Here is a 15,512-nt window from a genome sequence, read left to right as displayed (position 1 = left end):
AACACGACTTTATGGATGATGGCTCGCTATAGCGCGAAATCAATTCAAACGGAATGACTTCATTTGAAACAGATCAGACGCACCCTTCATGAATTCGTTGCTGCAATGCCTTTCAGGCGGTAGAGCACTTCAAGCGCCTCGCGCGGCGTCATTTCATCGGGATTGACGCCGGTGAGCGCGGCGAGCAGGGCGCTGTCTTTTCCTTGTGCCGGCCTGGGCGCCTGGCGCATCACTTCAACAGAAAACAGCGGCAGATCGTCGATCAGCTTATCGGCCTTGCCCGACGTATTGCCTGCCTCGAGTTGGTGCAGAACGTCGCGGGCCCGGCTGACGACCGCTTCCGGCAGGCCGGCGAGGCGGGCGACCTGAACGCCATAGGACCGGTCAGCCGCGCCCTTGGCGACCTCGTGCAGGAAGACGACATCGCCGTCCCATTCCTTGACCCGCATCGTGACGTTGCCGAGGCGCGGCAGCTTCTCGGAAAGCGCCGTCATCTCGTGAAAATGCGTGGCGAAGATCGCCCGGCACTGGTTTTTCTCGTGCAGATATTCGACCGCCGCCCAGGCGATGGACAGGCCGTCGAAGGTCGCCGTACCGCGCCCGATCTCATCGAGAATAACGAGCGAGCGGTCGCTCGCCTGATTGAGGATCGCTGCGGTTTCCACCATCTCCACCATGAAGGTCGAGCGGCCGCGGGCGAGATCATCGGATGCGCCGACCCGCGAAAACAGGCGGTCGACGATGCCGATATGGGCCGAGCCCGCCGGCACGAACGAGCCCATCTGGGCTAGGATCGCGATCAGCGCGTTCTGGCGCAGGAACGTCGATTTACCGCCCATGTTCGGTCCGGTCAGCAACCAGATCGCGCCCTTGCCAGTTCCTTCCGGAGATAGCGTACAGTCATTGGCCACAAACGGGTTTGCGGCCTGCCGCCGTAGCGACTGTTCGACGACGGGATGGCGTCCGGCGATGATCGCGAAGGCTAGGCTGTGATCGACCAGCGGACGGCAATAGCCCTGTTCCTCCGCAAGGACCGCAAGCGACACCGAGACGTCGAGCGCCGCCAGTGCCGCCGCCCCGGCGCGTATCGCTTCGGCATTTTCGACGGTCTCCCGCGTCAACTGTTCGAAAACATCAAGTTCGATGCCGAGCGCGCGGTCCGCCGCATTGGCGATCTTGGTTTCGAGTTCCGCAAGCTCGGTCGTCGTGAAGCGCATTGCATTGGCGATGGTCTGGCGATGAATGAACTTTGACTTGGCTGTATCCGTATCGGTCATCACCGACGCGTTGTTGGCTGTCACCTCGATGAAATAACCCAGCACATTATTGTGCTTGATCTTCAGCGACCTGATGCCCGTCGTCTCCATATAGTCGGCCTGGAGGCCGGCGATAACGCGGCGTGAGTGGTCGCGAAGTGCGCGCATTTCATCAAGCTCGGCATTATAGCCGGGCCGCACGAAACCGCCGTCGCGCTTGAGTAGCGGCAGTTCATCGGCAAGCGCTGCTTCCAGATGGCTGAGGAAATCACGCGGCAACCCGGCGAAGCAATCGCGGACCCTCGCAAGCTCGCTCGGCAGCAATTCGGTTCCGATGACGCGGCCGATCTCGCCCGCGGCTTCAAACCCGCGGGCGAGGGCGCCGAGGTCCCGGGGCCCGCCCCGTCCAACGGCAAGCCGCGAGAGGGCGCGCGGCATATCCGGCACCCCTTTGAGCGTTTCCCGGACAATGTCGGCAAGCGATTGCTGCAGCAGAAAGAAGGAGACAGAATCGAGGCGCGTGGAAATGGCCTCCGGGTCGGTCAGCGGGGCGGTGAGCCGCTCGGACAGCAATCGCGCGCCGCCGCCGGTAACCGTCCGGTCTATTGCCTTGAGTAAACTGCCGTCGCGATTGCCGGAAAGTGTACGCAGAAGTTCGAGGTTGGCGCGCGTCGCGGGATCGATGAAGAGCGAGGAACCCTCCGACTCGCGCTCCGGCCGCATCAGCGGCGGACGCTCCGCGATCTGCGTCTTTTCCACGTAGGCGATGGCGCCGGAAATCGCCGAAAGTTCGGCCCGCGAAAACTGGCCGAACCCGTCGAGCGTGCCGACATCGAAATAGCGCTGGATGCGGTTTTCCGCCGTTGCGCTGTCGAAGAGGCTTGGCGGCTGCGGCGTGACTGACCGACCGAGAATGTCGAAGATCGGACGAAGGTCCGGATCGTGGAAGACGGGATCGGCGACGATGAGTTCGCGCGGTTCGACCCGCAATATATCGGCGAGCATGCGGGACGGGTCGGTTTCGCCGACGCGGAAGGTGCCGGTGGAAATATCGATCCAGGCGAGCGCAAACTGGCCTTGGCCTCCGCCCTTCACACGGCCGAGCGTCATCAGATAATTGGCCTCGGATGGATCGAGCAGCTTTTCCTCGGTGATCGTCCCCGGCGTTACCAGACGGACGACATCGCGCTTGACGACCGATTTCGAGCCGCGTTTCTTCGCTTCGGCTGGATCTTCGATCTGCTCGCAGACGGCGACACGAAAGCCGCGCGCGATGAGCTTCTGCAAATAATCGTCGGCGGCATGGACCGGCACGCCGCACATCGGGATGTCATCGCCGAGGTGCTTGCCGCGCTTGGTCAGCGTAATGCCGAGCGCCCGCGACGCTGCGACGGCATCGTCGAAGAACAACTCGTAGAAATCGCCCATCCGATAGAACAGGAGGCTGTCGGGATTCGTCGCCTTGATCTCGATATATTGCTCCATCATCGGCGTCGGCCGCGCCGATGGCTCGGCATCGTAGGCAGGCGTTTCGATTATGGTTGCAAGTTCCGCCAATGCGCTCTCCTGATAGACCCTTGTCCAGTCTGGAGCAATCTATGCGCAAACGCAGGATTTACCCACCTCTGTAGCGGGGATCCTGCGTTCTTCTCCACAGATGATCTCAAGCGAAGCGCTTTGCTTCCGCGGCATAGTGGCTGACATAGCGTTCAGCGATGCGGCTGACCGGCAGGATGATCAAGACATCTGTCGTGCCGAAATCGTGATCGATGACGGCGCCGTCCCCGATCATCGCGCCAAGGCGAAGGTAGCCCTTGATGAGCGGCGGCATGGCAAACATGGCGACACGCGGGTTGATCGCCTCGGCCGGAACGAGGTCCATTGCCTGGTAGCGGTCAGGCAAGGCGCGGACGTCCCAATCGGGCGTCGCGCGGAAATTGTGCTGCAGGAACGAAAGTTGCAGCGCATGGGCTGCAGGAACGGTCCCCTGGAATGAGGCGCATCCGAACATGACCCCGATCGAATGATGGCGGCAATAGGTCCAGATCCCCTGCCACAGGAGTTCCACGGTGCGTTTCGAGCGGTACTCCGGCAGAACGCAGGAGCGCCCGAGTTCAAGGAAGCGCAAATCCGGCTTGGCACTGACGAGGCTTTCGATTGAATATTCGCTGGCTGAATAGAATCCGCCTGATGCAAAAGCCCGCTCTGAACGAAGCAGGCGGTATGTCCCGACGATCTGCTTGTGCTTGGGGCCGGCGATCGAGGTATCGTAGACCAGAAGATGATCGCAGACTGGATCGAAACGGTCTGCATCGCGCTGTTCGAGCGTCGCCGATCCCTTGGCGCCGAGTTCGTCGAAGAAAACCTTGAAGCGAAGCTGCTGCGCCGACTCGATCTCGTCCTCGGTCTGGGCAAGGCAGACCTCCATCGTGCCGATGCGACCGAGCACCGAAACAAGGTGAGGCGCCACAAGAGGCGAGGGCGTTGAATCAACCTGCGAGACCATGCGCTGATCTTTAGTAGGTGAAGCACGTTCAAGCAAGGCGATGCTCATGTCGATTCGCTCTTAAGAGAGGTTGATCGGTGGTTCGGTCGCCTCCTGAATACTACAAATCGATGACGGCAGCATGACGTGACGGTGGCAGGCTTGGGGCCTCTCGTGCAGTCGAAGGAATACGGAGAAGGTGGCATCGGAAGATGACCCCAGAGCACCAGCCCGGATCCTTGGGCCAAGCGCGACGACCCGCCTTATCTCAGTTCTTCCCGGGTTCACCCTTCGAAGCCCGGCGTTCGCGCAGCCAGGCGAGCACTTCCTCAAGCACGACCAGCGCCGCGCCGACTGAAATATAGGCATCGGCAAGATTGAAGACGGCAAACGACCAGGTCGGCAGATGGAAAAGAACATAATCAATAACGTAACCGTGAATGCTCCTGTCGATCAGATTGCCGAGCGCGCCACCGATGATCAGGGCGAAGCCGAAGCGGGAAATCCAGCGGGTTGCCGCCGTCGTCCACCAGAGATAGCTGACGAAGCAGATGATGACGAGCGTCAGCGCAATCAGCGCAAGGTCGTGCAGACCGCTGAGCATGGAAAAGGCAATGCCATTGTTGTGAACGCGAAACAGTGCGAGGAACGGCAACACGTCGATCTGCTGCTGGTAATCCATGCCGGTCTCGACCAGATATTTGATGATCTGGTCGCTCACGACCGCAAAGGCGACGACGGCCAATAGATTGTAAAGCGCTTTGGTTTTCATCGTTCTCTTGTTTCAGTTTCCGCCATCGAGTTTGAGCGCGTCGCGCCTTATCTCGAACAGCATGATCCCGGTTGCAATGGCAAGATTAAGCGAATCCGCGCGGCCCTCCTGCGGGATCCGGGCAAGCTTGTCACAGCCGGCCGCGAGTTGGTCCGGCAGGCCCTGCTGCTCATTGCCCATCAAGAGGACAACGGGATGGTTCGCATAAGGAATGGTGCGGTAATCGACGGCGCCTTTGAGGTGCGTACCAATGACGAGCCCGGCAAAGCCTTTGCGCCAGGCCAGGAACTCGGCCTCGGTGGCGCGCATGAGCGGTACCGCGAAGACCGAACCCATGGTGGCGCGCACGGTTTCGAGCGAGAATGGATCGGTGGTATCGCCGATCAGGATGATGCCCTTGGCGCCGACGGCGTCTGCCGTGCGAATGATCGTTCCTAGATTGCCGGGATCGCGGACCCGGTCCAGCGCCACATAGACGTCGTTGCCTCGCGGCCTCAGTGCAGCAAGCGGCTGGATCCGCTGTTCGAGGACGCCGACCACCATTTGCGGATTGTCGCGCCGGGTTATGGCGGCAATGACCTTCTCACTGACTTCGAGGACATCCCCGCCCTTGGCGATGGTGCGCGCCGCCACCTGCTCGACAAGTGAATTGCCCTTGCCTGCCTTGGAAAAGACGAGCGTGCGGATCGTCCAGCCGAGATCGAGTGCGTCGATGATCAGCTTCAGCCCCTCGGCGAGAAAAACACCCTCCTGATCGCGATATTTTTTCATCGCGAGTGCGCGCAAATCCTTCACGATCGGGTTGGTGAGGCTGGTCACTTCCTTGACCCTGCCGGGTCGCGCGAGTCCGGTGCCTCGGGTGTGGTCGTCGTGTCGCGTCATGTATTTTCCCAACGGCTGAACAGCGAGGTGGAAAGCGCGCGTCCGGATGAACGTTCGCGCAGGATAAGTTCGCCCGACTCCACCGTACCGCCGAGGCCGGTGAACGCATCGCGCATCAATTCATGAATCGCAAAAAACGAGGCGCGGATCGAATAGGCGGTCAACACGACACTGAGCGCATTGGGGGAAAGGATGGCGCGGCAGATATCGACCATGTCGGGGAGATTGTCGAAAAGTTGCCACACCTCGCCGCCCGGCCCGCGGCCATAGGCCGGGGGGTCGAGTAGGATGATGTCGTAGGTGCTGCCGCGCCGTTCCTCGCGCATGACGAATTTCATCGCATCCTCGCAGATCCAGCGGATGGGCTTGCTGGAAAGGCCGGCCATTTCCTGGTTTTCGCGCGCCCAGGCGATGGCTTTCTTCGAGGCATCCACATGGGTGACCTCTGCCCCGGCCCGCGCGGCAACGAGCGAGGCAACGCCGGTATAGCCGAAGAGATTGAGCACCTTGACCGGCCGTTTCGCGTTTCGGATCAGCCTGTCCATATGCGCCCAATGGGTGCCCTGCTCGGGGAAAACGCCAACATGCCGGAAGGAAGTGAAACGGCCATAGAACGGCAGTTCGTCGAAAGCGAGCGGCCAGGTTTCACCGAGCGGCACTTTCGGAAAGTGCCAGCGGCCGACGCCTTCCTCATCCGTATTGCCGGTAAAGACTGCATCCGCCTTGTCCCATTCGGCCTTGGCCCAGGCCGGCAACCAGATCGCCTGGCCTTCGGGACGCACGATGCGATAGGGGCCGTATTGCTCCAGCTTCAGGCCATTGCCACTATCGAGGAGCGCGTAGTCCTCCGAAGGCAGGGTTTCGAGGATAAGGCCGGTTCGCTCCTCCGGACGTGCTCCGGACCGGCGCACAAGCACGCGTCGTGGCGACGCATCCTGACGTGCGCCCCCCTGCGCGGGAGCGTCGATGGCGGGCGTGCGCACCTGCTTGGCAAATTGCGGTCGCGGCTTCACCGGGCTTTGCCATTGCACAGCACCCTTTGCGGGGTTGGCCTTGCTGGCAGCGCTCTTGGTCTTTCTCGTTTTTCCGCCGGATGGTTTCAAGTCTCGCTTTCCCTGTCTTGGCTAGAACGCTCTAAGCCAAGACGTTGCAGGGCGAAAGCGAAATCCGAGCCGTTAGGCTTGTGATGCAGCGTTTGCCTTCTCAAAAACAAGGATTCCGGCCGCCAGATCCTCAAGGGCGGCACCTACCGATTTGAACAGCGTGACTTCCTCGGCGGACTGACGGCCCTTCATCGTTCCGCGCGTCAGGTCGAACAGGTCGCCGATGACATGCTCCTTGCTCACAACACCAGCTTTGATCGGCTGTACGATGTCGCCGCCTTCCTTGAGCGCGCCATCCTTCGTGTCGACAAACACCCGGGCGCGGCGGACGCACTCATCGTCGCTCTCGCGCATGGTCGGGGTGAACGCACCAATGAGATCGACATGCGCGCCTGGCTTCAGGTGCCTGCCGAGGACAAGCGGTTCGGTCGAGAGCGTTCCCGCGGTGATGATGTCCGCCTCGGCGATTGCCGCATCCTTGTCCGAAACGGCTTTTGCATTGAAGCCGTCAGCGGTAAGGTCCGCCGCCACTTTTTCGGCATTGGCGAGGTTGCGGTTCCAGATCGAGATTTCCTTGATCGGCCGCACGGCGCTGTGGGCGCGGGCAAGAAAGCCCGACAGCGCGCCAGCCCCGAGGACGACGAGCTTCGATGCATCTTCGCGCGCAAGGTAACGTGCGGCGAGCGCCGATGCCCCTGCCGTGCGCCAGATGGTGAGCCGCTGCCCATCTATGAGTGCCTTGGGTTCGCCGGTCTTGCCGTCGAGAAGCAGGTAGACGCCCATGACTGCGGGCTTCGCCACTGCGCCGTTATCGGGCGATACGGTGACGATCTTGACCCCCATATAGCCCTTGGAGGAGTCGCCGAGGGCATCGAAATCCGACCAGGCCGGCATGAGCAGCAAGGTCGATGCTGCGCCATCCGGCCGCTCGACTGTGTGGTGGTGGCGCACGGGCTGAATGACGCCCTGGCGGAACGCCTGTTCGATGGCGTCGATCATATCCGGCCAATTCAATAGCCTGTCGACCTCGGCCGGGGAGATCAGTTTCATGTCTTGTTCCTTGGGTTTTCTTGTAATTGTGCCCTAGTGGAGCGAGGGCAGGTTCGGCGTCGCACCACTATCGACCGATGCTTTCTTGGCTTCCTTGCGCAGGAGTTCCGCTTCGAGTTTACGCTGGCGCGACAGTTTCCTATGTTTTCCTTGGTTGAACCAGGTAGCGAAACTGCCGAGGATGAGTCCGGCGATCAAGGCAGCGAACAGCCAAACGAAGAGCGGGGCCGTGTAGGAAAGGGCTGGGTTTCCGGGATTGAACGGATCGATCGTCAGTTGAACTGGCCCGCGGTTCGCAACCGACAGCGCTATGAGAACGATTGCAAGCGGCACCAGCACGAGGACGATGATAATGCGATTGATCATGTATTCCTCCCGGCGCGCTTCACCCGCCCGTTCGATGAACCTCAGCTATTGGCATTGAGACGGTCGCGAAGTTCCTTGCCGGTCTTGAAAAAGGGCACCCATTTTTCTTCAACCTCGACGCTTTCGCCGGTACGCGGGTTGCGGCCACTGCGTGCAGGGCGGTTTTTGACCGAGAATGCACCGAAACCACGAAGCTCGACGCGATTGCCCTCTGCCAGTGCATCCGTGATCTCATCGAAGATCGCGCCGACTATATTCTCGACGTCGCGCTGAAACAGATGCGGGTTGCGGTTGGCAATGATCTGCACGAGCTCTGATTTGATCACAGCGAGTTCCCTTTCGGTTCAAGACCAGGAGGACATAGGCCCCACCTCAAGACTATGTCACTGATCTTATATGTTTAATATTCTTTTATTGCGCCCCGGCAGGCTTGCCGTCAACGTGCCAAACAGAAACGAGTCCGTCAAGGAACATGCGGTCTCCGGTGAGCTGATTCAGCATTCCGGCGCTCTCCTCCGGCAGGCCGAGATAGCGGGCGAGCATTTTTGTCGCTGAATTTGAGAAGAACAGGCCGAGCGAGGATTTTTCCACGGGCTTCCATTCGACAACCGGCAGTTTGTCGTTGACGCCTTTGGTCTTCAGCCAGGCGATGGCTGTATCCTCGCCGCCGAGTTCGTCAATGAGTTTGTTGGCGATGGCCTGCCGGCCGGTGAAGACCGATCCATCCGCCAGCGCCAGCGCCTGCTCATGCGTGAACTTGCGCCTTTCCTGCACGAGCCCGACGAACCAGTCATAGGAATCGATGATCATGCGGTGGATCATTTCCTTGGCTTCATCGCTTGCCGGATTGAAGAAATTGGGTTCGGCCTTCAGTGGACTCGACTTGATAGTCTCGACTTTGACGCCGAGCTTGGTCAGAAGCTGCGAAATATCGGGGTATTGGAACAACACGCCAATCGAGCCGACGATCGACGATTGGCGCGCGACGATATGATCGGATGCGCTGGCGATCATGTAGCCCGCCGACGCTGCGAGCGTTCCGACTTGCGCAACCACCGGCTTCTTAACGGCAAGCTTGCGCACGGCCTCATAGATCGCCTCTCCGCCCGCTGTCGTTCCGCCGGGGGAATCGACCGACAGGATGACACCCCTTACGGCGTTGGAATCGGTCACGTCCTTGAGCCGCTTCAGCAGTTCCTCGTTCTCGAAGATCGTGCCTTCAATGCGGACCTTGGCGATATGCGGCGATGACCTGCTGGAAAACGCATCCGATCCTGCCACCGAAAAATAAAACAAAATCAGTGCGAGAGCGACAATCAACAGCGCCAGGATGCGCCAGAATGTCAGTTTTCGGCGCAGGCGCCGTCTGTCAATAATCGCGTCAGCCGTGTTTGCCATCGTTTTGTCCATTCGTTCTCAACGTCGGTAAAAACAATCTCTGCGACATCACGAGAGGGAAGTCTAGGGTAAGGTTCCTGCGCCGGCATCTCCTCGCGCTTCATTAGAAATGCGCTAGGACCTTGTATCTCGCACGCCAACGTCATACTTGTGGTGCGGTGCAACTCGCGCGTTTATCTATTCGCCCGTTTCATCGAAAAATAACCATATTGGCGCCAAGTAGCCATACTATTGTCATTACGTAGTAACAGCCAGGCCATGTCAGTTCAGAGAAACGATACGCATCCGCACGTCCAGGCTGCCGCTGGTGCCGATCACCACGCAGAGGTGGCACGTCAATTTGCGGCGTCCGACAAGGATTCCGGTGTCTTTCGTGCGGCGGAACGCCATTCGCGCCGCGTGCGAATCCTGAAATTTGCGCTCCCAGCAGCGGCGATCGTCGGCGCGGCCGTCTTTTCCTGGTTCACGTTCTTTTCGACGACCAACATGCCGAGCAATATCTCGCTCGAGAATGCCGCGCTGGAAAACGGCAAGCTTGTCATGACGAACCCCAAACTCGACGGCTTCACCAAGGACAAGCTTCCCTACAAGATGAGCGCGGTCAAGGCGTTGCAGGAAGTCGGCAACACCAACGTCATCTCGCTGCAGGGCATCAGCGCGGAGCTTCCGCTCGGTAAGGATATGCGCGCCAATGTCCAGGCCAAGTCCGGCGTGTTCGATAATGCCAACCGGCAGTTGAAACTCGACAGCGAGATCAATTTCACGACGTCTGATGGCATCAGTGCCCAGATGAAATCGGCGGATATCGATATTGCCGGCAATTCCATGTCCACCAAAGATCCGGTCACTATACGCAACGGCACTTCAAGTATTACCGCCGATACGATGCAGATCAGCGAAAGCGGCAAGGTAATGACCTTTGAGAAGCGAGTAAGGCTTGTCATTCAGCCCACAAAACGGCAAGAAGGTACAGACGCAGTCAAATCAGTCGAGTAGTATTGGTGCTCGCTCACTGAGAGTTGTGGGAATATCCGAATTTTTAGGAGAGAACGATGTCGCGCGGGGCAAGACTGATAGGCATTTCGACTGTTGCATTGGGATTGTTGGCATCATCGATGGTCGTATCCGCCGTCGCGCAGGAAAATGCGCCCGGCGGAGGCATCAAGCTCTCCGGCGATCAGCCGATCCAGATCGACGCCGACAAGCTCGTCGTCCATGACAAGGAGGGAACGGCTACCTTCACGGGCAACGTCACCGTCGTCCAGGGCGCGACCCTGCTCAAGGCCGGCTCGATGATCGTCTACTACGTTAAGAAGAAAGAGGGCGATCCGGCCCCCGCCGCGGATGCGCCGAAGACGGGCGGACTTGGCGGCTCGCAGGATATCGATCACCTCGAGGTCAACGACAAGGTCTACGTGAAATCCAACGATCAGGTGGCAACCGGCGATCACGGCACGTTCGACATGAAGTCGGAGGTGCTTGTCCTGACGGGCAACAAGGTGGTTCTGACCCAGGGCGACAATGTCGCCGTAGGCTGCAAGCTGACCGCGCAACTCAAGACCGGCGAAGCCCAGCTTGAAAGTTGCAAGAGCGGCCAGACCGGGCGAGTCTCGATTGTGGTCGCCCCCAACAACCAACCAAAGAACTGAACCGGCGGAACAGCTGTAAGTGTCATTTTTTTCACGTCGCACAAAAGCCAACAGCGCCGCGCGGCCGGAATCCAGTCTTTCGCATGAGATGCGCCCTGCCGATCCGGCAGCCATCGACCGCATGAAGGGCACGCTCGTCGCGCGCGGCATAACAAAGGGCTATAATGGCCGTCAGGTCGTCAACGGCGTGTCGTTCGGCGTGCGCGCGGGTGAGGCAGTAGGCATTCTTGGTCCAAACGGCGCGGGCAAGACCACATGCTTCTATATGGTGACCGGGCTTGTTCCGGTCGATAAGGGCACGATCGAGATCGATGGCTTTGATGTTACGACCATGCCGATGTATCGCCGCTCCCGCCTTGGCATCGGTTACCTGCCGCAGGAAGCGTCGATCTTTCGTGGCCTTTCGGTAGAGAACAACATCAAGGCGGTCCTTGAGATTGTCGAGAAGGATCGTAGCGCCCGCGCGCAGGAACTCGATTCCCTGCTCGAAGAGTTTCATATTGCCCATCTGCGCAAGGCACCCGCCATTTCACTTTCCGGCGGCGAGCGACGTCGTCTCGAAATCGCCCGTGCATTGGCATCGCGCCCGAATTTCATGCTGCTCGACGAACCGTTTGCCGGCGTCGATCCAATTGCCGTGGCGGATATTCAGCAATTGGTGCGGCATCTCACGGGACGTGGCATCGGTGTGCTGATTACAGACCACAATGTGCGCGAGACGCTGAAGCTGATCGACCGGGCCTATATCATCCACGCCGGGCAAGTTCTTACCCATGGGCGCCCGGACGAAATTATTGCCAATCCAGACGTCCGGCGGCTTTACCTCGGCGACCAATTCAGTCTCTGACCCTTCAGCTTTTGCGCGATTCAGCCCAAATTCTGTCGGTAGTGCCTTTCCGCCACTTCAAAAATGCCGCAGCCAGCGCTTTTTGAGCGCAGTGCGATTGACAAGCAAGGATTGGGCCAGTTTTGTACTTCGGTACAGGAGTGCTCCCATCCTCATGGCTTTATCGCCAAAACTCGCTCTCAGGCAAACCCAGGCACTGGTGATGACACCGCTGCTTATGCAGTCGATTCGGCTGCTGCAACTGACCCATGTCGAGCTCGAACAATTCATCGAACAGGAGATCGAGAAGAACCCGCTGCTTGATCGCGATGACGCCAATGGCGACTACTTTGGCATGGAAGAGCGGGCCAGTAGTTCCGAGCGTATTTCCGGTGAGGACGGCGAATTTGGCAAGAGCGTCACGGGCGATGCGGACGCGGGCGAACACCCCAACGGTCAGGGCGATCATTGGCTCGAAAGCGGCGAAACAATCAGCGCCGGCTCCATGTCCGAAACCTTCGATAGCTCACTTGAGAATATTTTCCCGGACGACCCCGGTACGCATGATCTGATCGGCGGCGATCTTGCCTCCCAGTGGAAGTCATCGGTGGGAGACGGCTATGTGTCTTCCGGCGAGGGCTACAATATCGAACAGGTAACGGCATCGCCGCTGACGCTGAGGGATCATGTCGGCGAACAGATTATTTTTACCTTCGAGAGCGTCGCCGACCGCCTCATTGCCGCGGAACTTGTCGACCATCTCGATGAAATGGGTTATCTGCGCGCCGATATCGACGAGATAGCCGAGCGACTGGGTGTTGGGGCGGCGCATGTGGAGCGATTGATCAGTGCCATGCAGGGCTTCGAGCCGGTCGGACTGTTTGCGCGCGACCTCGCCGAATGCCTTGCGATCCAGCTGCGCGCAAAAAATCGCTTTGATCCTGCCATGCAGGCCCTCCTGCAAAATCTCGAGCTCCTGGCCAAGCGCGATTTCCACACCTTGAAGAGGCTCTGCCAGGTCAGCGAAGCCGACATTCTCGATATGCTCCGGGAAATCCAGCAGCTTGACCCGAAGCCGGGCACGGCCTTTTCGTCGGGAATCGCCGACAGCATTGTCCCGGACGTCATCGTCGATATGGCGGCCGATGGAACTTGGCGGATCGAGCTCAACCCTGACGCACTGCCGCGCGTGCTGGTCAACAACAGTTATTACGCAACCCTGTCGAAGGCCAAGGCTTCGCCGCTGGAAAAGACGTTCCTGAGCGAATGCCTGCAGACCGCCAACTGGTTGACCCGTAGCCTCGATCAGCGTGCCCAGACGATCCTCAAGGTTGCGAGCGAAATCGTGCGGCAGCAGGAACAGTTTCTCCTCCAGGGTATCGCATATTTGCGGCCCTTGAACTTGCGTACCGTGGCCGACGCCATCGGCATGCACGAATCGACGGTAAGCCGTGTTACCGCGAATAAATACATGCTGACCAAGCGGGGCGTTTTCGAGCTTCGCTATTTCTTCAACGCCGGCATATCGGCGACGGAGGGCGGCGAGCAGCATTCCTCGCAGTCGGTTCGACACCAGATTCGCCAGCTCATCGATGCCGAGACGCCAAACGAGATCCTTTCAGACGATACGCTTGTGGATCTGCTGAAGGAGCAGGGGATCGACATCGCCCGGCGCACGGTCGCCAAGTATCGCGAGGCGATGAACATTGCCTCCTCGGTGCAAAGACGGCGCGAGAAGAAAGCGCAGGCTTCTGTGCGCAAGAAAGATCCTGGCTCTAGATTACTCCATCACTCGGGTGTAGACTCGTTTTGAGTGGGCAATGAACTGGGCCAAAGAAGCCTGGTCAGGGAGAGAGAAGCGCCGGTACTTTGCGACGGTCGGAGCGAAAGCGCGCGTTTGGACATGAAGAATCAGCAAGCGAAATGTGATGGAGCGCTCGCACGGATTGTGCGGGATGGCTTTGCTCGTCTTCCAACATCGGTGTAGATTGATTTGGTAAACGGAAATCACAATGAAGGTGAGCTATCATGAGTCTGCGTGTATCTGGGAAACATATGGACATTGGCGACGCATTCCGCATCCGCATCGAAGAGCGGATCGGAGAGATGGTGGCCAAGTACTTCGATGGCGGATATACCGGCCACGTCACAGTGGAAAAACAGGGTTCGAGATTCATCGCAGACTGCCTTGTCCGTCTGGATACCGGCACGGTTCTCCAGGCGGCCGGTGAAGCTCAGGATCCATTGCTTGCCTTCGACGCTGCGGGCGAACGCGTGGACAAGCGGCTGCGCCGCTACAAGCGACGCTTGAAGTCGCATCAGGCCCCGGGATCGAATGGTGTCTTCGATGACGTGTCCTATCGCGTCATGGCGCCGGTACCCGACGATGACGAGGAATTTCCTGAAGACTACGCGCCGACGATCGTAGCCGAAACGTCGATGGCGCTTCGCAGCATGAGTGTGGCTTCGGCGGTGGTCGAGCTCGATTTGAAGGACAGCCCTGTGGTCGTCTTCCGCAACTCTGGAAGTACGCAGGTAAATATCGTATATCGCCGCCCTGACGGAAATATCGGTTGGATCGATCCATCGACCGTAGCGGGTCAAAGTGCGGCCCGTGGATAACAAACGTGAACTACTGCCCGCGCCCGAAATGGGCGCGGACGGTAACTGGAAGGAAGAGAGATAATGGATCTGGGTGATCTCATTCAGCCCGATGCTGTCCTGCCCGCATTGAAAGTCAACTCCAAGAAGCAACTCCTGCAAGCCATGTCGGAAAAGGCAGCCGCCTTGACTGGCCTGAGCGAGCGTGAAGTGTTTGATACGGTCTTGCAGCGCGAGCGCCTCGGTTCGACCGGCGTCGGCAACGGAATTGCGATCCCTCACGGCAAGCTCAATAGCGTGAAACGCATCACCGGCGTCTTTGCGCAGCTCGATGCGCCGATCGATTTCGAGGCGCTGGACGACCAGCCCGTCGATATGGTCTTTCTGCTGCTTGCCCCGGAAAATGCCGGTGCGGATCACCTGAAGGCCCTGTCGCGCATTGCCCGGACGCTGCGCGACCCGGAACGTGTCGCCAAGCTGCGCACGGCCCACGATGCAAGCCTGCTCTATGAGCTGCTCACGGACCAGCCAACGTCGAACGCGGCGTGATAGCGACGGATCTTTAGTGGATTGCGGTAATCGCAGACTAAGACGGTCGACCACGCCCTGTGGAGGATTGTTAAGCTATTTCCTATGAAGATCGGTTGATCTTGCGCGCGTAAAGCTCAAGCCGGTGATGCACGATATCGTATCCGAGCGAGCGGGCGATTTCTTCCTGCAACTGCTCGATCTTCTCCGATTTGAACTCGATGACGGCACCCGTATCGATATCGATCAGGTGGTCGTGATGCTCGCCATGCGCCTGTTCGAAACGTGATGGGCCACCGCTGAATGCGTGCCGGTGTATCGCACCCATCTCTTCGAGCAAGTTCATCGTTCGATAGACAGTCGAGAGCGAGATGCTGTCGTCGATCTCGCTGGCGCGATGGAAAATCTTCATCGCGTCCGGATGGTCTTCGGTCGATGTCAGAATATCGAGAATGATGCGCCGCGGGCGGGTGATGCGGATGCCAGCGTTGCGCAACTCCTTTTCGTAATCCGGCTTCTGATTCATGATATTTTTCATGGCCGCGATTATGCGTCAGATCCGCGTCAGTTGCAAAGATTCTCAACTGGAATTTTGC

15 protein-coding genes and 1 pseudogene are annotated in these 15,512 nt (G+C 59.0%); 6 read left to right on the top strand and 10 right to left on the bottom strand.

Annotated elements, in window-relative coordinates; genetic code table 11:
* Positions 1 to 86 precede the first annotated feature (86 nt).
* The 9 genes from mutS to sppA form a co-directional block, all read right to left on the bottom strand.
* Complete coding sequence (mutS, locus tag HQ945_RS07085) at positions 87 to 2,744, bottom strand: DNA mismatch repair protein MutS (protein WP_174207887.1); 2,658 nt, start codon at positions 2,742 to 2,744, stop codon at positions 87 to 89.
* A gap of 175 nt (positions 2,745 to 2,919) precedes the next feature.
* On the bottom strand, positions 2,920 to 3,762 hold the full coding sequence (gene olsB / locus HQ945_RS07080) for a l-ornithine N(alpha)-acyltransferase (protein ID WP_091920315.1): 843 nt from the start codon (positions 3,760 to 3,762) through the stop codon (positions 2,920 to 2,922).
* A 247-nt stretch (positions 3,763 to 4,009) separates the two neighbouring features.
* Complete coding sequence (lspA, locus tag HQ945_RS07075) at positions 4,010 to 4,513, bottom strand: signal peptidase II (protein WP_027230629.1); 504 nt, start codon at positions 4,511 to 4,513, stop codon at positions 4,010 to 4,012.
* A 12-nt stretch (positions 4,514 to 4,525) separates the two neighbouring features.
* A complete protein-coding gene (locus HQ945_RS07070) occupies positions 4,526 to 5,395 on the bottom strand; it encodes a TrmH family RNA methyltransferase (protein ID WP_174207841.1) in 870 nt (289 codons plus the stop codon).
* Positions 5,392 to 6,426, bottom strand: coding sequence for an RsmD family RNA methyltransferase (locus tag HQ945_RS07065; RefSeq protein WP_425500630.1), 1,035 nt, complete (start codon positions 6,424 to 6,426; stop codon positions 5,392 to 5,394). The genes HQ945_RS07070 and HQ945_RS07065 overlap by 4 nt, the downstream gene beginning before the upstream one ends.
* A 144-nt stretch (positions 6,427 to 6,570) precedes the next feature.
* Entirely contained in the window at positions 6,571 to 7,548 is a 978-nt protein-coding gene (lhpI, locus tag HQ945_RS07060; RefSeq protein WP_174207839.1) for a bifunctional Delta(1)-pyrroline-2-carboxylate/Delta(1)-piperideine-2-carboxylate reductase, read from the bottom strand.
* A 33-nt stretch (positions 7,549 to 7,581) separates the two neighbouring features.
* Entirely contained in the window at positions 7,582 to 7,914 is a 333-nt protein-coding gene (locus tag HQ945_RS07055) for a lipopolysaccharide assembly protein LapA domain-containing protein (protein ID WP_027230625.1), read from the bottom strand.
* A 41-nt stretch (positions 7,915 to 7,955) separates the two neighbouring features.
* A complete protein-coding gene (locus tag HQ945_RS07050; protein WP_027230624.1) occupies positions 7,956 to 8,240 on the bottom strand; it encodes an integration host factor subunit beta in 285 nt (94 codons plus the stop codon).
* An 85-nt stretch (positions 8,241 to 8,325) separates the two neighbouring features.
* Positions 8,326 to 9,312 carry a signal peptide peptidase SppA gene (gene sppA / locus HQ945_RS07045; RefSeq protein ID WP_027230623.1) on the bottom strand — a complete coding sequence of 329 codons (987 nt, stop codon included), beginning with the start codon at positions 9,310 to 9,312 and terminating at the stop codon, positions 8,326 to 8,328.
* A 258-nt stretch (positions 9,313 to 9,570) separates the two neighbouring features.
* On the opposite strand from sppA, the gene lptC reads away from it, so the two are divergent.
* The 6 genes and pseudogenes from lptC (at position 9,571) to ptsN (ending at position 14,937) form a co-directional block, all read left to right on the top strand.
* The gene (gene lptC / locus HQ945_RS07040; protein ID WP_091920303.1) at positions 9,571 to 10,308 is read left to right on the top strand and encodes an LPS export ABC transporter periplasmic protein LptC; all 738 of its coding nucleotides are present in this window, start codon (positions 9,571 to 9,573) and stop codon (positions 10,306 to 10,308) included.
* A gap of 56 nt (positions 10,309 to 10,364) precedes the next feature.
* Positions 10,365 to 10,961, top strand: a complete 597-nt coding sequence (locus HQ945_RS07035) for an LptA/OstA family protein (protein ID WP_027230622.1) — start codon at positions 10,365 to 10,367, stop codon at positions 10,959 to 10,961.
* Between the two features lie 118 nt (positions 10,962 to 11,079).
* Positions 11,080 to 11,808 (top strand): annotated as a pseudogene (gene lptB / locus HQ945_RS07030) (LPS export ABC transporter ATP-binding protein); the annotation flags it as partial.
* A gap of 154 nt (positions 11,809 to 11,962) precedes the next feature.
* On the top strand, positions 11,963 to 13,600 hold the full coding sequence (rpoN, locus tag HQ945_RS07025; protein WP_113281179.1) for an RNA polymerase factor sigma-54: 1,638 nt from the start codon (positions 11,963 to 11,965) through the stop codon (positions 13,598 to 13,600).
* A gap of 215 nt (positions 13,601 to 13,815) precedes the next feature.
* The gene (gene hpf / locus HQ945_RS07020; protein ID WP_036813481.1) at positions 13,816 to 14,409 is read left to right on the top strand and encodes a ribosome hibernation-promoting factor, HPF/YfiA family; all 594 of its coding nucleotides are present in this window, start codon (positions 13,816 to 13,818) and stop codon (positions 14,407 to 14,409) included.
* A gap of 63 nt (positions 14,410 to 14,472) precedes the next feature.
* Positions 14,473 to 14,937 (top strand): PTS IIA-like nitrogen regulatory protein PtsN, encoded by a 465-nt coding sequence (ptsN, locus tag HQ945_RS07015; RefSeq protein WP_113281180.1) that lies wholly within the window; start codon positions 14,473 to 14,475, stop codon positions 14,935 to 14,937.
* 82 nt (positions 14,938 to 15,019) lie between these two features.
* Here the strand turns inward: ptsN and HQ945_RS07010 are convergent, their stop codons facing one another.
* Positions 15,020 to 15,454, bottom strand: a complete 435-nt coding sequence (locus HQ945_RS07010; RefSeq protein WP_027230617.1) for a Fur family transcriptional regulator — start codon at positions 15,452 to 15,454, stop codon at positions 15,020 to 15,022.
* Between the last annotated feature and the right edge of the window lie 58 nt (positions 15,455 to 15,512).

Source organism: Phyllobacterium pellucidum (assembly GCF_013327855.1).
Taxonomy (GTDB): Bacteria; Pseudomonadota; Alphaproteobacteria; order Rhizobiales; family Rhizobiaceae; genus Phyllobacterium; species Phyllobacterium pellucidum.
This window is presented reverse-complemented; position numbering and strand designations above follow the sequence as displayed.

Bases quoted from the DNA above. Each gene is read 5' to 3' on its own strand.
- lspA (WP_027230629.1), bottom strand. From the start codon at position 4,513: ATGAAAACCAAAGCGCTTTACAATCTATTGGCCGTCGTCGCCTTTGCG.
- hpf (WP_036813481.1), top strand. From the start codon at position 13,816: ATGAGTCTGCGTGTATCTGGGAAACATATGGACATTGGCGACGCATTC.
- HQ945_RS07055 (WP_027230625.1), bottom strand. From the start codon at position 7,914: ATGATCAATCGCATTATCATCGTCCTCGTGCTGGTGCCGCTTGCAATC.
- HQ945_RS07035 (WP_027230622.1), top strand. From the start codon at position 10,365: ATGTCGCGCGGGGCAAGACTGATAGGCATTTCGACTGTTGCATTGGGA.
- ptsN (WP_113281180.1), top strand. From the start codon at position 14,473: ATGGATCTGGGTGATCTCATTCAGCCCGATGCTGTCCTGCCCGCATTG.
- lptC (WP_091920303.1), top strand. From the start codon at position 9,571: ATGTCAGTTCAGAGAAACGATACGCATCCGCACGTCCAGGCTGCCGCT.
- HQ945_RS07010 (WP_027230617.1), bottom strand. From the start codon at position 15,454: ATGAAAAATATCATGAATCAGAAGCCGGATTACGAAAAGGAGTTGCGC.
- rpoN (WP_113281179.1), top strand. From the start codon at position 11,963: ATGGCTTTATCGCCAAAACTCGCTCTCAGGCAAACCCAGGCACTGGTG.
- sppA (WP_027230623.1), bottom strand. From the start codon at position 9,312: ATGGCAAACACGGCTGACGCGATTATTGACAGACGGCGCCTGCGCCGA.
- mutS (WP_174207887.1), bottom strand. From the start codon at position 2,744: ATGATGGAGCAATATATCGAGATCAAGGCGACGAATCCCGACAGCCTC.
- olsB (WP_091920315.1), bottom strand. From the start codon at position 3,762: ATGGTCTCGCAGGTTGATTCAACGCCCTCGCCTCTTGTGGCGCCTCAC.
- lhpI (WP_174207839.1), bottom strand. From the start codon at position 7,548: ATGAAACTGATCTCCCCGGCCGAGGTCGACAGGCTATTGAATTGGCCG.
- HQ945_RS07070 (WP_174207841.1), bottom strand. From the start codon at position 5,395: ATGACGCGACACGACGACCACACCCGAGGCACCGGACTCGCGCGACCC.